Annotated in this window: 17 protein-coding genes; all 17 read left to right on the forward strand. The window is 64.1% G+C overall.

Annotated elements, in window-relative coordinates; all coding sequences use genetic code 11:
• The first annotated feature begins 36 nt into the window (after positions 1-36).
• The 17 genes from NCR35_RS02885 to NCR35_RS02965 all read left to right on the forward strand — a co-directional run bounded on the left by NCR35_RS02885 (position 37) and on the right by NCR35_RS02965 (position 21,589).
• Positions 37-4,131 carry a DUF3683 domain-containing protein gene (locus NCR35_RS02885; RefSeq protein ID WP_250532964.1) on the forward strand — a complete coding sequence of 1,365 codons (4,095 nt, stop codon included), beginning with the start codon at positions 37-39 and terminating at the stop codon, positions 4,129-4,131.
• 36 nt (positions 4,132-4,167) lie between these two features.
• Positions 4,168-4,602, forward strand: a complete 435-nt coding sequence (locus NCR35_RS02890) for an HIT family protein (protein WP_250532965.1) — start codon at positions 4,168-4,170, stop codon at positions 4,600-4,602.
• Positions 4,603-4,622: 20 nt separating this feature from the next.
• Positions 4,623-5,033: a gamma-butyrobetaine hydroxylase family protein gene (locus NCR35_RS02895; RefSeq protein WP_250532966.1), complete on the forward strand. Its 411-nt coding sequence runs from the start codon at positions 4,623-4,625 to the stop codon at positions 5,031-5,033.
• Between the two features lie 82 nt (positions 5,034-5,115).
• Entirely contained in the window at positions 5,116-5,847 is a 732-nt protein-coding gene (gene ubiE / locus NCR35_RS02900; protein ID WP_175939405.1) for a bifunctional demethylmenaquinone methyltransferase/2-methoxy-6-polyprenyl-1,4-benzoquinol methylase UbiE, read from the forward strand.
• 25 nt (positions 5,848-5,872) lie between these two features.
• A complete protein-coding gene (locus NCR35_RS02905; protein WP_250532967.1) occupies positions 5,873-6,862 on the forward strand; it encodes a Tim44 domain-containing protein in 990 nt (329 codons plus the stop codon).
• A 154-nt stretch (positions 6,863-7,016) separates the two neighbouring features.
• Positions 7,017-7,709, forward strand: a complete 693-nt coding sequence (locus NCR35_RS02910) for a ubiquinone biosynthesis accessory factor UbiJ (RefSeq protein WP_250532968.1) — start codon at positions 7,017-7,019, stop codon at positions 7,707-7,709.
• A gap of 22 nt (positions 7,710-7,731) precedes the next feature.
• Positions 7,732-9,306 carry a ubiquinone biosynthesis regulatory protein kinase UbiB gene (ubiB, locus tag NCR35_RS02915; RefSeq protein ID WP_206467479.1) on the forward strand — a complete coding sequence of 525 codons (1,575 nt, stop codon included), beginning with the start codon at positions 7,732-7,734 and terminating at the stop codon, positions 9,304-9,306.
• A 28-nt stretch (positions 9,307-9,334) separates the two neighbouring features.
• Complete coding sequence (locus NCR35_RS02920; protein WP_250532969.1) at positions 9,335-9,961, forward strand: methyltransferase; 627 nt, start codon at positions 9,335-9,337, stop codon at positions 9,959-9,961.
• Between the two features lie 134 nt (positions 9,962-10,095).
• On the forward strand, positions 10,096-10,452 hold the full coding sequence (locus NCR35_RS02925) for an FmdB family zinc ribbon protein (protein ID WP_250532970.1): 357 nt from the start codon (positions 10,096-10,098) through the stop codon (positions 10,450-10,452).
• Positions 10,453-10,585: 133 nt separating this feature from the next.
• Positions 10,586-11,248, forward strand: coding sequence for a DUF502 domain-containing protein (locus tag NCR35_RS02930; protein ID WP_175939420.1), 663 nt, complete (start codon positions 10,586-10,588; stop codon positions 11,246-11,248).
• An 88-nt stretch (positions 11,249-11,336) separates the two neighbouring features.
• Entirely contained in the window at positions 11,337-13,139 is a 1,803-nt protein-coding gene (aspS, locus tag NCR35_RS02935) for an aspartate--tRNA ligase (protein ID WP_206467482.1), read from the forward strand.
• A gap of 101 nt (positions 13,140-13,240) precedes the next feature.
• Positions 13,241-13,717, forward strand: coding sequence for a dihydroneopterin triphosphate diphosphatase (gene nudB, locus NCR35_RS02940; protein WP_250532971.1), 477 nt, complete (start codon positions 13,241-13,243; stop codon positions 13,715-13,717).
• Positions 13,717-14,994 carry a phospholipase D-like domain-containing protein gene (locus NCR35_RS02945; protein ID WP_502801636.1) on the forward strand — a complete coding sequence of 426 codons (1,278 nt, stop codon included), beginning with the start codon at positions 13,717-13,719 and terminating at the stop codon, positions 14,992-14,994. The genes nudB and NCR35_RS02945 overlap by 1 nt, the downstream gene beginning before the upstream one ends.
• A gap of 257 nt (positions 14,995-15,251) precedes the next feature.
• Positions 15,252-15,947: a TetR/AcrR family transcriptional regulator gene (locus tag NCR35_RS02950; RefSeq protein WP_206467484.1), complete on the forward strand. Its 696-nt coding sequence runs from the start codon at positions 15,252-15,254 to the stop codon at positions 15,945-15,947.
• A 69-nt stretch (positions 15,948-16,016) separates the two neighbouring features.
• Positions 16,017-17,804: an acyl-CoA dehydrogenase C-terminal domain-containing protein gene (locus tag NCR35_RS02955; protein WP_250532973.1), complete on the forward strand. Its 1,788-nt coding sequence runs from the start codon at positions 16,017-16,019 to the stop codon at positions 17,802-17,804.
• A gap of 122 nt (positions 17,805-17,926) precedes the next feature.
• Positions 17,927-20,365: a 3-hydroxyacyl-CoA dehydrogenase/enoyl-CoA hydratase family protein gene (locus NCR35_RS02960; protein WP_250532974.1), complete on the forward strand. Its 2,439-nt coding sequence runs from the start codon at positions 17,927-17,929 to the stop codon at positions 20,363-20,365.
• A gap of 24 nt (positions 20,366-20,389) precedes the next feature.
• On the forward strand, positions 20,390-21,589 hold the full coding sequence (locus tag NCR35_RS02965) for an acetyl-CoA C-acyltransferase (protein WP_250532975.1): 1,200 nt from the start codon (positions 20,390-20,392) through the stop codon (positions 21,587-21,589).
• Positions 21,590-21,618 lie beyond the last annotated feature (29 nt).

Raw genomic sequence — 21,618 nt, forward strand, 5'->3', positions numbered from 1 at the left:
GCCAAGCGCACTCGTCGAACCACCGAACCGTCGAACATGAACGCACCTCAAGCCTTCGATCCGAACGGCGCCCATGCCGCCTTGGCGCTCGATATCGAGCCGCGTCTTCGCGAAATTCCCTATAACTACACGTCGTTTTCGGACCGCGAAATCGTCATGCGGCTCCTGGGCGACGAAGCCTGGGCCGCGCTGGACGAACTGCGCGCCGAGCGCCGCACCGGCCGCTCCGCGCGCATGCTGTACGAAGTGCTGGGCGACATCTGGGCCGTGCGCCGCAATCCGTATCTGCAAGACGACCTGCTCGACAACCCGAAGCGTCGCGCGATGCTGGTCGAGGCGCTGAACCATCGCCTGACCGAAATCGAGAAGCGCCGCAGCGCGGACTTGTCCGAGCACAGCGAAGAAGCGGGCAGCCGCGAACGCGCTGAACGTGTGCAGCTGCTGATTGCCGCCGCGCGCCGCGCCGTGGACGACTTCGCCTCCGAATTCGGCCGCATGGCCGATCTGCGCCGCCGCGCGTCGCGCGTGCTCGGCAAGCAGACGCAGAAGGACAACATTCGCTTCGACGGCCTCGCGCGCGTTTCGCACGTCACGGACGCGACCGACTGGCGCGTCGAGTATCCGTTCGTCGTGCTGACGCCGGATACGGAAGCCGAGATCGCGGGTCTCATCAAGGCGTGCTTCGAACTCGGCCTGACCGTGATTCCGCGCGGCGGCGGCACCGGCTACACCGGCGGCGCCATTCCGCTCACGCCGTTCTCGGCGGTCATCAACACGGAAAAGCTCGAACAGCTCGGGCCGGTCGAGATGACCGACCTGCCGGGCGTCGATCATAAAGTCGCGACGATTTTCTCCGGCGCGGGCGTCGTCACGCGGCGCGTCACCGAAGCGGCCGAGCAGGCAGGCTTCGTGTTCGCGGTCGATCCGACATCGCTCGATGCGTCGTGCGTCGGCGGCAATGTCGCGATGAACGCGGGCGGCAAGAAAGCGGTGCTGTGGGGCACGGCGCTGGACAACCTCGCCTGGTGGCGCATGGTCGATCCGGAAGGCAACTGGCTCGAAGTCACGCGTCTGGATCACAACTGCGGGAAGATTCACGACGTCGAAGTGGCGCGCTTTCGGCTCGACTGGTTCGACGGCAATCGCGCGCCCGGCGAAAAGCTGATCCGCAGCGAAAACCTCGACATTGCCGGCCGCACGTTCCGCAAGGAAGGGCTCGGCAAGGACGTGACCGACAAGTTCCTGTCCGGGCTGCCGGGCGTGCAGAAGGAAGGCTGCGACGGACTCATCACATCCGCGCGCTGGATTCTGCACAAGATGCCCGCGCACACGCGCACCGTCTGCCTCGAATTCTTCGGGCAGGCGCGCGACGCCATTCCGAGCATCGTCGAGATCAAGGACTATCTCTTCGAAACGTCGAAGCAGGGCGGCGCGATTCTCGCGGGCCTCGAACACCTCGACGAGCGTTATCTGCGCGCGGTCGGCTATGCGACCAAGAGCAAGCGCAACGCGTTTCCGAAGATGGTGCTGATCGGCGATATCGTCGGCAATGACGCCGATGCCGTCGCGCAGGCCACGTCCGAAGTCGTGCGCATGGCGAACGGCAAGAGCGGCGAGGGCTTCGTCGCGGTGAACGCGGAGGCGCGCAAGCGTTTCTGGCTCGACCGCTCGCGCACGGCCGCGATCGCCAAGCACACGAACGCGTTCAAGATCAACGAAGACGTCGTGATTCCGCTCAACCGCATGGGCGAGTACACGGACGGCATCGAGCGCATCAACATCGAACTGTCGATCAAGAACAAGCTGCAATTGCTGGATGCGCTCGAAGCGTTCTTCCGCAATGGCAAGCTGCCGCTCGGCAAGAGCGACGACGCGAACGAAATCCCGAGCGCCGAACTGCTCGAAGACCGCGTGCAGCAGGCGCTCGATCTGCTCAAGCGCGTGCGCGAACGCTGGACGTTCGTCGGCGAGAAGCTGGACTTGCCGCTGCGCGAGGCGCAGCACTATCTGGTGACGCTCGGCTACGAGGCGTTCGCCGAGAAGTTCGCGGATCGCGTGGACGTGCAGCCGGACGCCACCGTGTTCCATCTCGCGCAGGATCGCACGCTGCGCATTTCGTGGAAGCAGGAGATTCGCGCGGAACTGCGCCAGATCTTCAACGGCGGCGAATTCAAGCCGATCCTCGACGAAGCGCAGGCCATCCACAAGCACGTGCTGCGCGGCCGCGTGTTCGTCGCGCTGCACATGCATGCGGGCGACGGCAACGTCCACACGAACATTCCGGTCAACTCCGACAACTACGAGATGCTGCAGGACGCGCATCACGCGGTCGCGCGCATCATGAAGCTCGCGCGTTCGCTGGATGGCGTGATCTCCGGCGAGCACGGCATCGGCATTACGAAGCTCGAATTCCTGACGGACGAGGAAATCGGCGATTTCCGCGCGTACAAGAAGCGCGTGGACCCGCAAGGGCGCTTCAACGCGGGCAAGCTGCTCGAAGGCGCGGACTTGCGCAACGCGTACACGCCGTCGTTCGGACTGATGGGCTATGAATCGCTCATCATGCAGCAGTCGGATATCGGCGCGATCTCCGATTCGATCAAGGACTGCCTGCGCTGCGGCAAGTGCAAGCCGGTCTGCGCGACGCACGTGCCGCGCGCGAACCTGCTCTACAGCCCGCGCAACAAGATTCTCGCGACTTCGCTGCTCGTCGAAGCGTTCCTGTACGAAGAGCAGACGCGCCGTGGCGTGTCGATCAAGCATTGGGACGAATTCAACGACGTCGCCGATCACTGCACCGTCTGCCACAAGTGCGCGACGCCGTGCCCGGTGAAGATCGACTTCGGCGACGTGTCGATGAACATGCGCAACCTCTTGCGCAAGATGGGCAAGAAGAAGTTCAACGCGGGCAACGCGGCGGGCATGTTCTTCCTCAACGCGACGAATCCGCAGACCATCAACATCGCGCGCACCGCGATGATGGGCGTCGGCTACAAGGCGCAGCGCCTCGGCACCGACGTGCTGAAGAAGATCGTCAAGAAGCAGACCGCGCATCCGCCTTCGACGACCGGCAAGCCGCCCGTCGTGCAGCAAGTGATCCACTTCGTCAACAAGAAGATGCCGGGCAATCTGCCGAAGAAGACGGCGCGCGCGCTGCTCGACATCGAGGACAACAAGATCGTCCCGATCATCCGCAATCCGAAGACGACGACCGTCGATTCCGAAGCGGTGTTCTATTTCCCCGGCTGCGGTTCTGAGCGTCTGTTCTCGCAGGTCGGTCTCGCCACGCAGGCGATGCTATGGGAAGCGGGCGTGCAGACGGTGCTGCCGCCGGGCTATCTGTGCTGCGGCTACCCGCAGCGCGGCGCGGGCCAGTTCGACAAGGCGGAGAAGATCGTCACGGACAACCGCGTGTTGTTCCATCGCGTGGCGAATACGCTGAACTATCTCGATATCAAGACCGTCGTGGTGTCGTGCGGCACCTGCTACGACCAGCTCGCGGGCTATGAATTCGAGAAGATCTTCCCCGGCTGCCGCATCATCGACATTCACGAGTTCTTGCTGGAGAAGAACATTCGGCTGGATGGCGTGAAGGGCACGCGCTACATGTATCACGATCCTTGCCACTCGCCGATCAAGACGGTGGATCCGGTGAAGCTCGTCAACGATCTGATGGGTTCGCAGAACGACGGCTACAAGATTCAGAAGAACGATCGCTGCTGCGGCGAGTCCGGCACGTTCGCGGTCACGCGCCCGGACATCGCGACGCAGGTGCGCTTCCGCAAGGAAGAGGAAGTGCGCAAGGGCGCGGCCAATCTGCGCGGCATTCCGCTGACGTCGGTTGCCGGCTCGAACGCGATCAATCCGATGAACGCATCGGCAGGAACGGCGGGCGCCGCGCCCGGCTCCGTGCTCTCGGCGGGCGACGGCGCGCAGACCGAAGGCACCGACGTGAAGATTCTCACGAGCTGCCCGTCGTGCCTGCAAGGCCTCTCGCGCTACAACGAGGACGCCAACGTCGAGGCGGACTATATCGTCGTCGAAATGGCTCGCAAGGTGCTCGGCGAAAACTGGATGGAGCAGTACGTCGAACGCGCGAACAATGGCGGTATCGAGCGCGTGCTGGTGTAATAGCGAAATCGAGGTTTGATTCGCTAGAGGTTTGAGATGGACTGTGTGTTTTGCCGCGAAGACGGCGGCGAAGTGCTGTGGTCGGACGACGCGTTGCGCGTCGTCCTCGCCGACGAGCCGGACTGGCCCGGTTTCTGTCGCGTGATCTGGGGCGCGCATGTCGCCGAAATGTCCGATTTGGCCGACGCCGACCGCGCGCGCGTGATGACCGCCGTCAACGGCGTCGAACGCGCGATGCGTCGCGTGCTCGTGCCCGAGAAAATCAATCTGGCGAGCCTCGGCAATCAGGTGCCGCATCTGCATTGGCACGTCATTCCACGTTTTTCCAACGATTCCCGTTTTCCGTTGCCCGTCTGGGCGCCGCGCCAGCGCACGGTGTCCGAGGCGCAACTCGCCAAGCGCCGCGCGCAGGCGACGCTTCTGCGCGAAGCCGTTCGCCGCGAGCTGAATCAGGCGTTCGGCCAACACTAACTTAAGAGATAAGGCTCACCATGAGCGGACTGACATCGACGACGCCGATTCCCACCGGCGTCGTTCTGCATTCGAAATCCCGCGTGCTGGAGTTGCAATACGGCGAGAAGGAGTCGTATCGCGTGCCGTTCGAACTGTTGCGCGTCTATTCGCCATCCGCCGAAGTGCAAGGCCACGGGCCGGGGCAGGAAACGCTGCAGACGGGCAAGCGCGAGGTCGCCGTCACCGGAATCGAGCCGGTCGGACATTACGCGCTCCAGTTGAATTTTTCGGACGGGCACAATACCGGCATTTATTCGTGGGACATCCTTTACGATCTCGCGACGAAACAGGACGAACGCTGGCGCGACTATCTGACGAAGCTGCAGGCCGCCGGCATCGACCGCGATGCGCCGATGCCCGCGAAGCCTGCGGGCGGGCACTGTCACTGAACGAACCATGCGCGGCATAACGCCGCGGGCCGGCGCGACGATTGCGCAGGCAGATACGAACAACATGCGAGGAAAGAGCGCAATGAGCAAGACCCACTTCGGATACGAAACGGTCGACGAGCAGGAGAAGGCGAGCAAGGTGGCGGGCGTGTTCCACTCCGTCGCGAGCAATTACGACCTGATGAACGACCTGATGTCCGGCGGGCTGCATCGCATCTGGAAGCATTTCACGATTGGGCAGGCGAAGGTGCGCGCGGGCTACAAGGTGCTGGACATCGCGGGCGGCACCGGCGATCTCGCGATGGCGTTCGCCAAGCAGGCCGGCGCAACGGGCGAAGTCTGGCACACGGACATCAACGAATCGATGCTGCGCGTGGGGCGCGATCGTCTGCTGGACAAGGGCGTCATCACGCCGACGCTCCTGTGCGACGCAGAGAAAATTCCGTTTCCCGACAACTATTTCGACGTGGTGACGGTGGCTTTCGGGCTGCGCAACATGACGCACAAGGAGCGCGCGCTGGCCGAGATGTACCGCGTGCTGAAGCCGGGCGGCCGTCTGCTCGTGCTGGAATTCTCGAAAGTGTGGGAACCGCTCAAGAAGCCGTACGACATTTACAGCTTCAAGATTCTGCCCTGGCTCGGCGAGAAGGTGGCAAAGGACGCGGACAGCTATCGCTATCTGGCCGAGTCCATCCGCATGCACCCGGACCAGGAAACATTGAAGACGATGATGGAACAAGCAGGACTGGATCGAGTCGAATATTACAATTTGTCAGGTGGCGTGGTAGCGTTACACGTCGGGACAAAATTTTGATGTTCCACTCTCTAAAGGATTCGATATGTCCGATTCGCGCACACCCCAATCCCGGGGTTTTCTGAGCTCGATGTTCAGGAAGGCCGGAATCTTGGCGCTCGCTGGCGTTATTACGGCTGGCGCAATCTTCGCGGACGACGCCGAGGCGCGCCGCATGGGCAGTGGCCGGAGCATGGGCCGCCAGTCGGCCACGGCCACGCAGCAGCATCAGGCAACGCCGCCGTCGCAGTCCATGCAGCCGAGCCAGTCCGCGCAACCGCAGCGCGCGCAGCCCGCGCCCGCCGCGCCGCCCGCCGCGCAACCGGCGCGTAACCGCTGGCTCGGGCCGATCGCCGGCTTGGCCGCCGGTCTCGGCATCGCCGCGCTGCTGTCGCATTTCGGGCTCGGCGGCGCGTTCGCCGGCGCCATGGCCAACATGATCATGATCGCGCTGATCGTGCTCGCGGCCGTCATGCTGTTCCGCTTCTTCATGCGCAAACGGCAGGGCGCATCGACGCCGGCGTATGCCGGCGCGGGCGCGTCGCCCTATGGCGCGTCGGCGCGCAGCGGCCTGAATCAGGAGCCGCCGCGCATGTCGCAGCCTGCGGGCTTCGGCGCGGACTATATCGATTCGCCCGCGACGCAGGCCGCGCCGGTCAACGTTCCGGCAGGCTTCGACACCGAAGCGTTCCTGCGTAACGCGAAGGTGTACTTCGTGCGCCTGCAGGACGCGTGGGACCGCGGCAACGTCAACGACATCCGCGAGTTCACCACGCCGGAGATGTTCGCCGAAGTGAAGCTCGACATCGATGCACGCGGCGGCGCGCCGAATCGCACGGACGTGGTTCAGCTCAACGCGGACGTGCTCGGCGTGGAAGATCGCGCGTCCGAGTATCTGGCGAGCGTGCGCTTCCACGGCCTGATCCGCGAATCGGAAGGGGCGGCGGCCGAGCCGTTCGTCGAAATCTGGAATCTGTCGAAGCAGAAGTCCGGCAACGAAGGCTGGCTGCTGGCCGGCATTCAGCAGGTCAGTTGAGCGCGTCCCCGCACGCCGGCGCGGCGGCATGGCGCCGCACGTCGGCAGCGGGGCGCGCGTCGAGAAGCGGCTCCGCGTTCGCGGAGTTTGCCTAGACCGTAGAATAGAACCCGCGCGAGCGACCGCTTGCGCGGGTTTTTTCATCTCAGAGCCGATGACGAACGCACACGAACCTTCCCGCTCCGTTGTAGATCCTGCCGTCAAGACCGCGTCCGGTGCGTTCGCCGCTGTCGTGAATCATCTTCTCGCCCGCGAGCCGTGGGCGCGCGAGCGCCTCCAGCCGTACGCCGGCAAGTCTGTCCGGCTTTCGTGCGCGCCGTTCGTGATCGCGCTCGTCGCGCAGGCGGACGGGCTTTTCGTCGCGACGAGCGAGGCACAAGCCGGCCATTTCGACGTCAGCATTGCCGTTCCGTTCGATGCGCTTCCCGCGTTCCTGCAAGGCGGTCAGGCGGCGGTGATGAAGCACGTGCGCATAGAAGGCGATGCCGAGTTCGCGCAGACGCTCGCCAAACTCGCGGAGCACCTGCGCTGGGACCCGGAGGAAGACTTGTCGCGCGTGATCGGCGATGCGCCCGCGCATCGCATCGGCATGATTGCGCGGACGATGCAGACACAGGCGCAGCGCACGGGTCGCAATCTTCTCGACTCCGTGGCCGAGTATTTGCTGGATGAGCGCCCGCAACTGGTGCGCAAGAGCGCGCTGGATGCGTTCAACGCCGAGTTGTCGCAGGCGCGCGATGCGCTCGCGCGCGTGGAAAAGCGCATCGAGCGGATCGAACAACGAGAGTCGGCGCGCGGCGCTTCAGCGCGGACCGGCGGCGCGTCCGGGCGCGACTCGCGCAAATAACGAGCTGAAGCGAACACCGACTATGCGTTTTCTGCGTTTCCTCAAGATTTTCTTCACGATTGTCCGCTTCGGCCTGGACGAACTGGTCATGAGCGGCATCAACGACCGCCGCGTGCGCTACCTCATGCGCGTGACGACGTTCGGCCGCCGCTTCGATGTCGAGCGCGGCATCCGCTTGCGCCTCGCGCTGGAAAGCCTCGGACCAATCTTCGTCAAGTTCGGTCAAGTGTTGTCGACACGGCGCGATCTGTTGCCGGTCGATATCGCCAACGAACTCGCGAAGCTGCAGGATCGCGTGCCGCCGTTCGATTCGAACGTCGCGGTTTCGATCATCGAGAAAGCCCTCGGCGCGCCGATCGACGCACTCTTCGACGACTTCGAGCGCGTGCCCGTGGCGAGCGCGTCCATCGCGCAGGTGCATTTCGCGAAGATCCGCCACGGCGAGCACGCGGGCAAACCCGTCGCCGTGAAGGTGCTGCGGCCGGGCATGTTGCCCGTGATCGATTCGGACCTCGCGCTTCTGCGCGATATCGCGATCTGGGCCGAGCGTCTGTGGCCGGACGGCAGGCGGCTGAAGCCGCGTGAAGTCGTCGCTGAATTCGACAAATATCTGCACGACGAACTCGACCTCATGCGCGAGGCCGCCAACGGCAGCCAGTTGCGCCGCAATTTCCAGGGCCTTGATCTGCTGCTCGTACCGGAGATGTACTGGGACCTGTCCGCGCCCACGGTGCTCGTGATGGAGCGCATGGTCGGCGTGCCGATCTCGCAAGTCGAAACGCTGCGGGCGGCCGGTGTCGATATTCCGAAGCTCGCGCGCGAAGGCGTCGAAATTTTCTTCACGCAGGTGTTCCGCGACGGCTTCTTTCACGCGGACATGCACCCCGGCAACATTCAGGTGAGCCTCGATCCGGCGACCTTCGGCCGCTATATCGCGCTCGACTTCGGGATCGTCGGGGCGCTCTCGGACTTCGATAAGAACTATCTTGCGCAGAACTTCCTCGCGTTCTTCAAGCGCGATTACCACCGCGTGGCGACGCTGCATCTCGAATCCGGCTGGGTGCCGCCGAGCACGCGCGTCGAGGAACTGGAGAGCGCGATTCGCGCCGTGTGCGAGCCGTATTTCGACCGCGCGCTCAAGGACATTTCGCTCGGACAGGTCCTGATGCGGCTGTTTTCGACCTCGCGCCGCTTCAACGTCGAGATTCAGCCGCAACTCGTGCTGCTGCAAAAGACGATGCTGAACGTGGAAGGGCTGGGTCGATCGCTCGATCCGGAACTCGACTTGTGGAAGACCGCGAAGCCGTACCTCGAACGCTGGATGAACGAGCAGATCGGCTGGCGCGGTTGGTACGAACGTCTGCAAATGGAAGCGCCGCAGTGGAGCAAGACCATTCCGCAACTGCCGCGGCTGATTCATCACCTGCTCGCGGAACGGCACGACGCGCCGCGCGGGAATAACGACGAAACCATGCGCCAATTGCTCGCGGAGCAAAAGCGCACGAACCGGCTGCTGACGACGCTGCTCGTCGTCGGGCTGGGCGTCATTGCCGGCGCGGGCGTGGTCATCGCGCAATTCTGGATGGGCCATCCTTGATTACGGCGAGCCGGCGCGAGGAGATTCGATGAGCAATTCGAGCAGCGCGGACGTTCCGTCCTTCGAGAACCGCGACCCGAATTCTCCCGGTTTCTGGGACGAACGGTTCGATCGCCGCTTCATGCCGTGGGATCAGGCTGGCGTGCCCGATGCGTTCCGCACGTTCGTGTCCGCGTTGGCCGCGCCTGAAGCCACGCGCGTGCTGATTCCCGGCTGCGGCAACGCTTACGAGGCCGCGTATCTCGCCGAGCGAGGCATGACCGTGCGCGCCATCGATTTCTCGCCGAGCGCGGTCGCGGCGGCGCGCGCTCAGTTGGGCGCGCACGCGGACGTCGTCGAAGAGGCCGATTTCTTCGCGTATCAGCCTGCGTTCGCGCCCGACTGGATCTACGAGCGCGCCTTCCTGTGCGCGCTGCCGAAAGACCGCTGGACCGATTACGCAAAGCGCATGGCGGCGCTCGCGCGCCCCGGCGCGCTGCTCGCGGGCTTCTTTTTCATCGGCGCGACGCCGAAGGGACCGCCGTTCGGCATCGAGCGCAATGAACTCGACGCGCTTCTCGCTCCCCACTTCGAATTGATCGACGATCATGAAGTCAGCGGCTCGATACCGGTCTTTGCCGGCCGTGAACGCTGGCTGACGTGGCGGCGCGCTTGAATTATTCGTCTTCGCCCCTATCTGGCGAGGAAGCCGCATGGCGCCGGGCCAGCCGAAAATGGCGGCCCGAAGCGGGTTTGCGGCTATAATTCAAGGCTTTGCAAGCGTCGACAGATCATTGTAGGAAGAGTGCCATGCCGATTTACGCATACCGCTGCGCATCCTGCGGCCACGAAAAAGACGTGCTTCAGAAGTTGAGCGACGCACCGCTCACGCAATGTCCCGCCTGCGGAAAGGACGCGTTTTCCAAGCAAGTGACCGCGGCAGGGTTCCAGTTGAAGGGCTCCGGCTGGTATGTCACCGATTTCCGCGGCGGCAGCAACGGTTCTGCCGCGCCGAAGTCCGGCGACAGCGCGGGCAATTCGAATTCCGGCGACAGCGCGAAAGCGGGCAGTGCGTCAACGTCGGATGCATCGCCGCCTGCGAGCGCAGCGCCCGCTGCAAGCGGTTCGACGCCCGCAGCGCCCGCGACGCCTTCGGGCGCAGCGTAAAAGCGCACACGTCACGCACGGCGCGAGCTTCGCGCCGGCTGCGCATTCCGTCCCGTACCGCCTGTCAGAGCGCGCGCCCTGAGCGCGCGCGGATCGCGGCCAACCCGACGCCCGTCACCCTAGCGACAACAACGTGACCACGAAAAAGACTACGCTGAAAACCGTGTTCCTCACCGGCCTCCTGGTGCTGGTGCCGCTCGCCATCACGCTGTGGGTGCTCGGCCTCGTGATCGGGACCATGGATCAGACGCTGCTCCTTTTGCCGGCCGCGTGGCAGCCGGAGCGTGTCTTCGGGTTCCATCTGCCGGGACTCGGCGCGCTGCTCACGCTCGCGTTCATCTTCGTCGTCGGCCTCTTTACGCAGAACTTCGTCGGGCAGAAACTCGTCGGCTGGTGGGACGCCATTCTTCGCCACATTCCGGTCGTCGGCCCGCTCTACACGAGCGTGAAGCAGGTTTCGGACACGCTGCTTTCGTCGAGCGGCAATGCATTTCGCAAGGCGCTGCTGGTCGAATATCCGCGCAAGGGCTCGTACACCATCGGGTTTTTGACCGGCATTCCCGGCGGCGACGTGCTCAATCATCTGAAGGAAGATCACGTGAGCGTCTACGTGCCGACCACGCCGAACCCCACGTCCGGCTTCTTCCTGATGATGCCGAAAAGCGAGGTCGTCGAACTGGATATGACCGTCGACGCCGCACTGAAGTACATCGTCTCGATGGGCGTGGTCGCCCCCGCGCCGAGCGCGCCGCTGTCGGTCGCGCCCGCCCGCCGCCCCACCGAGCCGCCGATGTAATGCCGGCGCGCGTGCCGCGAATCGAGCCGACGAAGAGCGCGATCCGCACGCGAGCCGTTCATCAACGAACAACGAAAGACACAACATCATGTCGATGCGATCTGAATACTGCGGTCTGGTGACCGAAGCCCTGCTGGGCCAAACCGTCTCGCTGTGCGGCTGGGTGCATCGCCGCCGCGACCACGGGGGCGTTATCTTCATCGACTTGCGCGATCGCGAAGGGCTCGTCCAGGTCGTGTGCGATCCGGATCGCGCCGAGATGTTCAAGGTGGCCGAAGGCGTGCGCAACGAGTTCTGCGTGCAGGTGAAGGGCGTCGTGCGCAACCGTCCGGAAGGCACGGTCAACGCGAATCTGACGAGCGGCAAGATCGAAGTGCTGTGTCATGAACTGAACGTGCTGAACGCGTCGGTGACGCCGCCGTTCCAGCTCGACGACGACAACCTGTCGGAGACCACGCGTCTCACGCATCGCGTGCTGGACCTGCGCCGTCCGCAGATGCAGAAGAACCTGCGCCTGCGCTATCGCGTGGCGATCGAAGTGCGCAAGTATCTGGACGCGCAAGGCTTCATCGACATCGAAACGCCGATGCTGACCAAGAGCACGCCGGAAGGCGCCCGCGACTATCTCGTGCCGTCGCGCGTGAACGCGGGACAATTTTTCGCGCTGCCGCAATCGCCGCAATTGTTCAAGCAATTGCTGATGGTCGCGAACTTCGACCGCTACTACCAGATCACCAAGTGCTTCCGCGACGAAGACCTGCGCGCGGACCGTCAGCCGGAATTCACGCAGATCGACTGCGAAACGTCGTTCCTGAACGAGCAGGAAATCCGCGATCTGTTCGAAAACATGATCCGCCACGTCTTCAAGGAGACGATGGACGTCGCGCTGCCGGAGAAATTTCCGGTCATGCTGTATTCGGAAGCGATGCGCCGTTTCGGCTCGGACAAGCCCGACCTGCGCGTGAAGCTCGAATTCGCCGATCTGACCGACGCGGTCAGGGACGTCGACTTCAAGGTGTTCAGCATGCCGGCCAATTCGAAGGACGGCCGCGTCGCTGCGTTGCGCGTGCCGAAGGGCGGCGAGCTGTCGCGCGGCGATATCGACGGTTACACGGAATTCGTGCGCATTTACGGCGCGAAGGGCCTCGCGTGGATCAAGGTCAACGACAAGACCAAGGGCCGCGACGGTCTGCAAAGCCCGATCGTCAAGAATCTGCATGACGCGGCGCTCGCCGCCATCATGGAGCGCACGGGCGCGGAAGACGGCGACATCATCTTCTTCGCGGCGGATCGCACGAAGGTCGTGAACGACAGCCTGGGTGCGCTGCGCCTGAAGATCGGCCATTCGGAATTCGGCAAGGCGAACGGCCTGCTCGAATCCGGCTGGAAGCCGCTGTGGGTGATCGACTTCCCGATGTTCGAATACGACGAGGAAGAAAACCGCTACGTGGCCGCGCACCATCCGTTCACGAGCCCGAAGGACGAGCACCTCGAATACCTCGAAACCGATCCGGGCCGCTGCCTCGCGAAGGCGTACGACATGGTGCTGAACGGCTGGGAAATCGGCGGCGGTTCGGTGCGTATCTTCCAGGAAGACGTACAGAGCAAGGTGTTCCGCGCGCTGAAAATCGGCGCGGAAGAAGCGCGTCTGAAGTTCGGCTTCCTGCTCGACGCGCTGCAATACGGCGCGCCGCCGCACGGCGGTATCGCGTTCGGTCTAGACCGCATCGTGACGCTGATGTCCGGCGCCGATTCGATCCGCGACGTGATCGCGTTCCCGAAAACGCAGCGCGCGCAGGACCTGCTCACGCAAGCGCCGAGCGAAGTGGACGAGCGCCAGTTGCGCGAGTTGCACATCCGTCTGCGGCAACCCGAACAAAAGACGCAATAAGCGTTGTTAATGTTGTGACGAAAAGGCGCCGAGTGCGCCTTTTTCGTTTTTTGCGCTACAGTCTTTGCCGGATAAGAGACAACGCGCACGTTCACATGGTCATGCAGAAGCCACCGAAAATCCCCGAATCCGTGCTGGTCGTGATTCATACGCCCGAGCTCGACGTGCTCATCATCGAGCGGGCGGATCATCCGGGCTTCTGGCAATCGGTGACGGGCTCGAAAGACCGCATCGACGAGCCGCTCGAAGAAACCGCTGCGCGCGAAGTGCAGGAGGAAACGGGGATCATCGTCGGCAGTCCGCTCGTGCCGCAGAATGCGCTGCTGAACTGGCATCACAGCATTCAGTACGACATCTATCCGCAGTGGCGGCACCGTTACGCCGAAGGCATCACGCGCAACACCGAACACCAGTTCAGTCTCTGCGTGCCGCATTGTCTGGAAGTGACGCTCGCGCCGCGCGAACACACGTCGCATTTGTGGCTGCCCTTGCGCGAAGCCGCCGACCGCTGCTTCTCGTGGTCCAACCGCGAAGCCATTCTTCAATTGCCCGAGCGCCTCGCGGCGCATAGCCGATGATCGGTGTGCGGCCGCGGCGCAGCTTCAAGCGACTGCGCCAGGCGCTCTTCTCCGGGCGACGTCCGCCGCGTTTCTGCTTCACCGCAGGCAACCACGTTCGCATCTTCAAAAGCGGCGCGCAGTTCTTTCCCGCGCTGATCGAGCGGATCGACGGCGCGCAGAACACGGTCTCGCTCGAAACCTACATCTTCGCGAACGACGACGCCGGCCGCGCCGTCTCCGACGCGCTCTTGCGGGCCGCCGCCCGCGGCGTCACGGTGCGCGTGATCACGGACGGCATCGGCACCGACGGCAAGCTGCCGATGTTCGAGCAGTGGAAGGCGGGCGGGGTCGAGCATCGAATCTACAATCCGCATCTGCTGTTCGGGCCGCTCGGCTTTTCGCGCACGCACCGCAAGCTCGCGCTGATCGACAACACGTACGCGTTTTGCGGCGGCATCAATATCGTGGATGACTACGACCAGAACGGCACGCGTTTGCCGGAGCCGCGCTGGGATTTCGCGATGGAAGCGCAAGGGCCGGTGGTCACCGACGTGCGCAACGCGTTCGACCTTCAGTGGGAACGCATCCGCCTCGGCGTCAAGCCGCGCGAGCCGCGTGCGCCCGCCTGCGAACCGCAGCCGGAGCACAACCGCCGCAACGCGCGGCGCGCGCTGCGCGCCCGGCGCCGCGCGCAACTCGGCGAAATCCATGCGGTCGATCAACCGTGCGTCGCGTTCGTGGCGCGCGACAATCTGCTGAATCGCCGGGCCATCGAGAAGGCGTATCTGCGCGCGATCGCCCATGCGGAGCGCGAAGTTCTGCTTGCCAATCCGTACTTCATGCCGGGCCGCAAGCTGCGGCGCGCGCTCGTGCTCGCGGCGCGGCGCGGGGTGCGCGTGTCCCTCGTGATCGGTCGCAAGGAGTTCGTCGCGCTCGACTACGCCACGCCGTTCCTCTACGGCAATCTGCTGAAGAATGGCGTGCGCATCGCCGAATACGAGAAGACGATCCTGCACGGGAAGGTCGCGGTCGTGGACGCCGACTGGGCGACCATCGGCTCGTCCAATCTCGACGCGCTCTCGCTCGTGCTGAACAACGAAGCCAACATGGTGCTCGTCAACCACGCGGAGATCGCGGGCCTGCACGACGCCATCCTCCAGGCGTTCGACGAAGGCAGCCGCATCGACGAAAAACACTACGCTTCGCGCCCGGTGGGCGAGCGAATGCTGAGCTGGCTCGCGTACAACACCTACCGCATGACGATGAAACTCATCACCATCGGGCAGTACGATTGACGGCCCAATTACTGCTGATTCGACAATGTAGCTGCCAACCGGCAACATGCTCCCAGCAAATGGGAAGTCGGGCAGTCACTTAGAGGCAGTCCGCACACAAAAAAGGACAATAGGGCGGGCAAAAATAGGACTTATCCTATTGATTGATGCGGCAGTTAGAAACCGCTTTCTAAAATTTTGCTTGTTTCAGCAGCGATCGGCCACAATAATAGAACGGCCGTTCGTTTTCAATGGGGTCACGAGAGGACGGTGGGATCATGCGAAAAGGCGAACAGACGCGGGCCGCGATTCTCGACGCAGCGTTGGATCTGGCGAGCAGGGACGGACTGGAGGGACTCACCATCGGTCTTTTGGCCGAGCGGATGCAGATGAGCAAGAGCGGAGTGTTCGCGCACTTCGGTTCGCGCGAGGATCTGCAGGTGGAAGTGGTGCGCGAGTACCACCGCCGGTTCGAAGACGAAGTGTTTTTCCCGAGCTTGCGTGAACCGCGCGGCTTGCCGCGACTGCGCGCGATGATGAGCCGCTGGATGGAAAAGCGCATCGAGGAGGTCACCACCGGCTGCATCTATATCAGCGGCGCGGTGGAATACGACGATCGCGCGGCGAGCGCGGTGCGCGAGCAGCTCGTCCACAGTGTGACGACGTGGCGCGAGGCGCTGTTGCGGGCCATTCGCCAGTCGAAGGAAGAAGGGCATCTGAAGCCGGAGACGGACCCGAAGCTGATGCTCTTCGAGTTGTACAGCTTCACGCTCGGCCTGCATCACGACGCGCGTTTCCTGCATCTGCCGGAAGCGGTGCAACTGACGCGGGACGCGCTGGAAAAGACGATCGTTTCATATCAGACGTCGCACTCGTCTGCCGATGGCGGCGGCCGCGAAACCAGCGAGCCGGCCGCCCACGCAGCCACGAGCGCGGCGACGAATCTAACTTCGCATCAAACGGACAGCCGTTAGCGGCGCCGATCGAATCGTCCCAAGGGTTCGGCGGCGCACGACGCAAGCTTCTAGAAACTGGAGAGACTCATGGGACAGTACGCCGCCCCCTTGCGCGACATGCAGTTCGTGCTGCACGAACTGCTGAACGTCGAAGCCGAACTGAAGCGCATGCCGAAGCATGCCGACCTGGACGCGGACACCATCAACCAGGTGCTCGAAGAGGCCGGCAAGTTCTGCTCCGAAGTCGTGTTTCCGCTCAACCAGAGCGGCGACCGCGAAGGTTGCACCTACGAGGGCGACGGCGTCGTTAGGACACCGTCGGGCTTCAAGGAGGCGTACCGACAGTACGTTGAGGCGGGCTGGCCCGCCCTCGGCTGCGATCCCGAATATGGCGGCCAGGGGCTGCCCGCGTTCGTCAATAACGCGCTCTACGAAATGCTCAACTCGGCGAATCAGGCGTGGACCATGTATCCGGGCCTCTCGCACGGCGCGTACGAATGCCTCCACGCGCACGGCACGCCGGAGCAGAAAGCGACGTATCTCGCGAAGCTCGTCTCCGGCGAATGGACCGGCACCATGTGCCTGACCGAGCCGCATTGCGGCACCGACCTCGGCATTCTGCGCACGAAGGCCGAGCCGAATGCCGACGGTTCGTACGCGCTGACCGGCACGAAGATTTTCATTTCGAGCGGCGAACACGACATGGCCGAGAACATCGTCCATCTGGTGCTCGCGCGGCTGCCCGGCGCACCGGCCGGCACGAAGGGCATTTCGCTCTTCATCGTGCCGAAGTTCATCCCGGACGCGAGCGGCGCGCCGGGCGAACGCAACGGCATCAAGTGCGGCTCGATCGAGCACAAGATGGGCATTCACGGCAACGCCACCTGCGTGATGAATCTGGACGGCGCGAAGGGCTGGCTCGTCGGCGAAGCGAACAAGGGCTTGAACGCCATGTTCGTGATGATGAACGCGGCGCGTCTGGGCGTCGGCATGCAGGGCCTGGGACTCACGGAAGTCGCGTATCAGAACTCGCTCGTCTACGCGAAAGAGCGCCTGCAAATGCGCTCGCTCACCGGCCCGAAAGCGCCCGAGAAGCCCGCTGATCCGATCATCGTGCATCCGGATGTGCGCCGCATGCTGCTCACGCAGAAGGCGTACGCCGAGGCGGGCCGCGCGTTCACGTACTGGGCCGCGCTCAACATCGACAAGGAACTCTCGCACGAAGACGAAGCCGCGCGCCGCGAAGCCGCCGATTTCGTCGCGCTGCTCACGCCGGTCATCAAGGCGTTCCTGACCGACAACGCGTTCGAAGGCACGAACCTCGCCATGCAGATTTACGGCGGCCACGGCTTCATCTCCGAGTGGGGCATGGAGCAGTACGTGCGTGACGCGCGCATCAACATGATCTACGAAGGCACGAACTCCATACAGGCGCTCGACCTGCTCGGCCGCAAGATTCTCGGCGACATGGGCGCGAAGCTGAAGCGCTTCGGCAAGCTCGTGACGGATTTCGTCGAAGAAGAAGGCGTGAAGCCGGAGATGCAGGAGTTCATCAACCCGCTCGCGGATATCGGCGAGAAGGTGCAGAAGCTCACGATGGAAATCGGCATGAAGGCGATGCAGAACCCGGACGAAGTCGGCGCCGCAGCCGTGCCGTATCTGCGCACGGTCGGGCATCTGGTGTTCTCGTACTTCTGGGCGCGCATGGCGCGCGTGGCGCTCGACAACGCCGCATCAGGCGATGCGTTCTACAAGGCGAAGCTCGCGACCGCGCGCTTCTACTTCGCGAAGCTCCTGCCGGAAACGGCTTCGACCATCCGCGCCGCGCGCGCGGGCGCGAAGCCGATGATGGACTACGACGAAGCCTTGTTCTGAACACGAGCGCAACGCGACGGTTCGGCTCTTCGAACCGCGACATCCCGATCAAACGGCTCGCGGCGCAATCGACTTCGACTGCGCTGCGGGCAGACAAGCACCACTCATACGGAGGCTTTCCCGTGAGCACCCTGAACATCCGCAAAGTCGCCGTGCTCGGCGCAGGCGTGATGGGCGCGCAGATCGCCGCGCACCTCATCAACGCGCGCGTGCCCGTGCTGCTCTTCGACCTTCCCGCGAAGGAAGGCCCGAAGAACGGCATCGCGCTCAAGGCCATCGAGAATCTGAAGAAGCTCTCGCCCGCGCCGCTCGGCATGAAGGACGACGCGCAGTACATCGAGCCCGCGAACTACGAAGACGACATCGCCCGCCTTGCGGAATGCGATCTCGTGATCGAAGCCATCGCCGAGCGCATGGACTGGAAGCACGACCTGTACAAGAAGGTCTCGCCGCACATCGCGCCGCACGCCATCTTCGCGAGCAATACCTCGGGCTTGTCGATCACCGAGTTGTCGCACGGTTTCTCCGATGAACTCAAGGCGCGTTTCTGCGGCGTGCACTTCTTCAACCCGCCGCGTTACATGCATCTGGTCGAACTGATTCCGACGGAATCGACGAAGCCGGAGATTCTCGACCAGCTCGAAACCTTCCTGACGAGCGCCATCGGCAAGGGCGTCGTGCGCGCGAAGGACACGCCGAACTTCATCGCGAATCGCGTGGGCGTGTTCTCGATTCTCGCGGTGATCGCCGAGAGCCAGAAGTTCGGCCTGCGTTTCGACGAAGTCGACGACCTGACCGGCGCTCGCCTCGGCCGCGCGAAGTCCGCGACGTTCCGCACGGCGGATGTCGTCGGTCTCGACACGATGGCGCACGTCATCAAGACGATGCAGGACAACTTGCCGGACGATCCGTTCTTCCCGGTCTACGCGACGCCGCCCGTGCTTGCCGAACTGGTGAAGAACGGCGCGCTCGGGCAGAAAACGGGCGCGGGCTTCTATCGCAAGGAAGGCAAGGCGATCAAGGTGCTCGACCCGCAGACGGCGCAATACGTCGAGGCGGGCGCGAAGGCGGACGAACTCGTCGGCCGCATTCTGAAGCGCCCGCCCGCCGAGCGCCTCAAGCTCCTGCGCGAAACCGACAACAAGCAGGCGCAATTCCTCTGGGCGATTTTCCGCGACGTGTTCCATTACATCGCGGTGCATCTGGAATCCATCGCGGATAACGCGCGCGATGTCGATCTCGCGATCCGCTGGGGCTTCGGCTGGAACCAGGGCCCGTTCGAAAGCTGGCAGGCGGCGGGCTGGCAGCAAGTCGCGCAATGGGTGCAGGAAGACATCGACGCGGGCAAGGCGCTCTCCAAAGCGCCGCTGCCCGCCTGGGTGCTCGACGGCGCCGTCGCCGAGAAGGGCGGCGTGCACACGAACGAAGGCTCGTGGTCGCCGCAGGCTCGCCGTTTCGTCGCGCGTTCGACGCTGCCGGTCTACCAGAAGCAAGTGTTCCGCGCGCCGCTCGTCGGTGAAAGCGGCGCCGACCCGAAGACCTTCGGCAAGACGCTCTTCGAAACCGACAGCGTGCGCGCCTGGCTCGATCGCGACGACGGCGCTAATGGCGATGTGGTCATCGTCTCGTTCAAGACGAAGATGAACACCATCGGTCCCGGCGTGCTCGACGGCCTCACGCAAGCCATCGAACTCGCGGAGAAGGAGTATCGCGGCGTGGTGATCTGGCAGCCCACTTCGCTTACGCTCGGCGCGCCGGGCGGTCCGTTCTCGGCGGGCGCGAATCTCGAAGAGGCCATGCCCGCGTTCATGATGGGCGGCGCGAAGGGCATCGAGCCGTTCGTCAAGAAGTTTCAGGACAGCATGATGCGCGTGAAGTACGCGAACGTGCCGGTGGTCTGCGCCGTGTCCGGCATTGCGCTCGGCGGCGGCTGCGAACTGATGCTGCATTCGGCCAAGCGCGTCGCGCATGTCGAAAGCTATATCGGACTCGTGGAAGTGGGCGTGGGTCTCGTGCCGGCGGGCGGCGGGCTGAAGGAAGCCGCGTTGCGCGCGGCCGAAGCCGCGAGCGCCGTCAATGCGACGAGCGATCTGCTCAAGTTCCTGCAGAAGCCGTTCGAAAACGCGGCGATGGCGAAGGTCTCCGGCTCGGCGCTCGAAGCACGCGCGATGGGCTATCTGAAGCCGTCGGACACCATCGTCTTCAACGTGCACGAGCTGCTCGACATCGCGAAGAAGGAAGCGCGCGCGCTTGCGGATTCCGGCTACCGCGCGCCGCTGCGCGCGAAGCAGATTCCGGTCGCGGGCCGCTCGGCGCTGTCGACCATCAAGGCGTCGCTGGTCAACATGCGCGACGGCCGCTTCATCAGTGATCACGACTTCCTGATTGCGAGCCGTATCGCGGAAGTGGTGTGCGGCGGCGACGTGGAAGGCGGCAGTCTCGTCGACGAGGAATGGCTGCTTGGGCTGGAGCGCCGCGCGTTCATCGAACTGCTCGGCACGCAGAAGACGCAGGAACGGATCATGGGCATGTTGCAGACCGGCAAGCCGGTTCGCAACTGAGCGCGCGGACTATCGGAGCTGGTTATGAGCAAACAATTGCAGGAAGCATATATCGTTGCCGCGAGCCGCACGCCGATCGGCAAGGCGCCGCGCGGCGTGTTCAGGAACACGCGCCCGGATGAGCTGCTCGTCCACGCGATCAAATCTGCGGTCGCGCAGGTGCCGGGGCTGGATACCGGCGTGATCGAAGACGCCATCGTCGGCTGCGCGATTCCCGAAGCCGAGCAGGGCCTGAACGTCGCGCGCATGGGCGCGCTGCTCGCCGGGCTGCCGCAGACGGTCGGCGGCGTCACCGTGAACCGCTTCTGCGCGTCGGGTCTCACCGCGCTCGCGATGGCGGCGGACCGCATTCGCGTCGGCGAGGCCGATGCGATTCTCGCGGGCGGCTGCGAGTCGATGAGCATGGTGCCGATGATGGGCAACAAGCCGTCGCTGTCGCCGCATATCTTCGAGCGCAGCGAGGACATCGGCATCGCGTACGGCATGGGTCTGACGGCCGAGCGCGTCGCGGAACGCTGGAAGGTGAGCCGCGAGGCGCAGGACGCGTTCGCGGTGGAGTCGCATCGCAAGGCGCTGGCCGCGCAGCAGTCGGGCGAATTCGCCGATGAGATCACAGCCTACACGCTCGACGAACGTTTCCCGGACCTCGCATCCGGCGAAGTGCGCGTGAATGCGCGCGAGATCGCGTTCGACGAAGGCCCGCGCGCGGACACGTCGCTCGACACGCTCGCGAAACTGCGCCCCGTGTTCGCCAACAACGGATCGGTGACGGCGGGCAATAGCTCGCAGACGTCGGACGGCGCGGGCGCGCTGATCGTGGTGTCGGAAAAAATACTGAAGCAGTTCAATCTGACGCCGCTCGCGCGCTTCGTGAGCTTCGCGGTGCGCGGCGTGCCGCCGGAAATCATGGGCATCGGGCCGAAGGAGGCGATTCCGGCTGCGCTGAAGAACGCGGGTCTGACGCAGGACGACCTCGACTGGATCGAACTGAACGAAGCGTTCGCGGCGCAATCGCTCGCGGTGATCAACGACCTCGGCCTCGACACGTCGAAGCTGAACCCGCTCGGCGGCGCGATCGCGCTCGGGCATCCGCTCGGCGCGACGGGCGCGATCCGTTCCGCGACGGTGATCCACGGCCTGCGCCGCCGCAATCTGAAGTACGGCATGGTGACGATGTGCGTCGGCACCGGCATGGGCGCAGCGGGCATTTTAGAGCGGATGTAATCGGGCGGCCCGCGGGCGGCTTCGCTCGC

Source organism: Caballeronia sp. AZ10_KS36 (assembly GCF_023631105.1).
Classification (GTDB): Bacteria; Pseudomonadota; Gammaproteobacteria; order Burkholderiales; family Burkholderiaceae; genus Caballeronia.

Coding starts and splice junctions, on each gene's coding strand:
- NCR35_RS02885 (WP_250532964.1), top strand. CDS start 37: ATGAACGCACCTCAAGCCTTCGATCCGAACGGCGCCCATGCCGCCTTG.
- NCR35_RS02890 (WP_250532965.1), top strand. CDS start 4,168: ATGGACTGTGTGTTTTGCCGCGAAGACGGCGGCGAAGTGCTGTGGTCG.
- NCR35_RS02895 (WP_250532966.1), top strand. CDS start 4,623: ATGAGCGGACTGACATCGACGACGCCGATTCCCACCGGCGTCGTTCTG.
- ubiE (WP_175939405.1), top strand. CDS start 5,116: ATGAGCAAGACCCACTTCGGATACGAAACGGTCGACGAGCAGGAGAAG.
- NCR35_RS02905 (WP_250532967.1), top strand. CDS start 5,873: ATGTCCGATTCGCGCACACCCCAATCCCGGGGTTTTCTGAGCTCGATG.
- NCR35_RS02910 (WP_250532968.1), top strand. CDS start 7,017: ATGACGAACGCACACGAACCTTCCCGCTCCGTTGTAGATCCTGCCGTC.
- ubiB (WP_206467479.1), top strand. CDS start 7,732: ATGCGTTTTCTGCGTTTCCTCAAGATTTTCTTCACGATTGTCCGCTTC.
- NCR35_RS02920 (WP_250532969.1), top strand. CDS start 9,335: ATGAGCAATTCGAGCAGCGCGGACGTTCCGTCCTTCGAGAACCGCGAC.
- NCR35_RS02925 (WP_250532970.1), top strand. CDS start 10,096: ATGCCGATTTACGCATACCGCTGCGCATCCTGCGGCCACGAAAAAGAC.
- aspS (WP_206467482.1), top strand. CDS start 11,337: ATGTCGATGCGATCTGAATACTGCGGTCTGGTGACCGAAGCCCTGCTG.
- nudB (WP_250532971.1), top strand. CDS start 13,241: ATGCAGAAGCCACCGAAAATCCCCGAATCCGTGCTGGTCGTGATTCAT.
- NCR35_RS02950 (WP_206467484.1), top strand. CDS start 15,252: ATGCGAAAAGGCGAACAGACGCGGGCCGCGATTCTCGACGCAGCGTTG.
- NCR35_RS02955 (WP_250532973.1), top strand. CDS start 16,017: ATGGGACAGTACGCCGCCCCCTTGCGCGACATGCAGTTCGTGCTGCAC.
- NCR35_RS02965 (WP_250532975.1), top strand. CDS start 20,390: ATGAGCAAACAATTGCAGGAAGCATATATCGTTGCCGCGAGCCGCACG.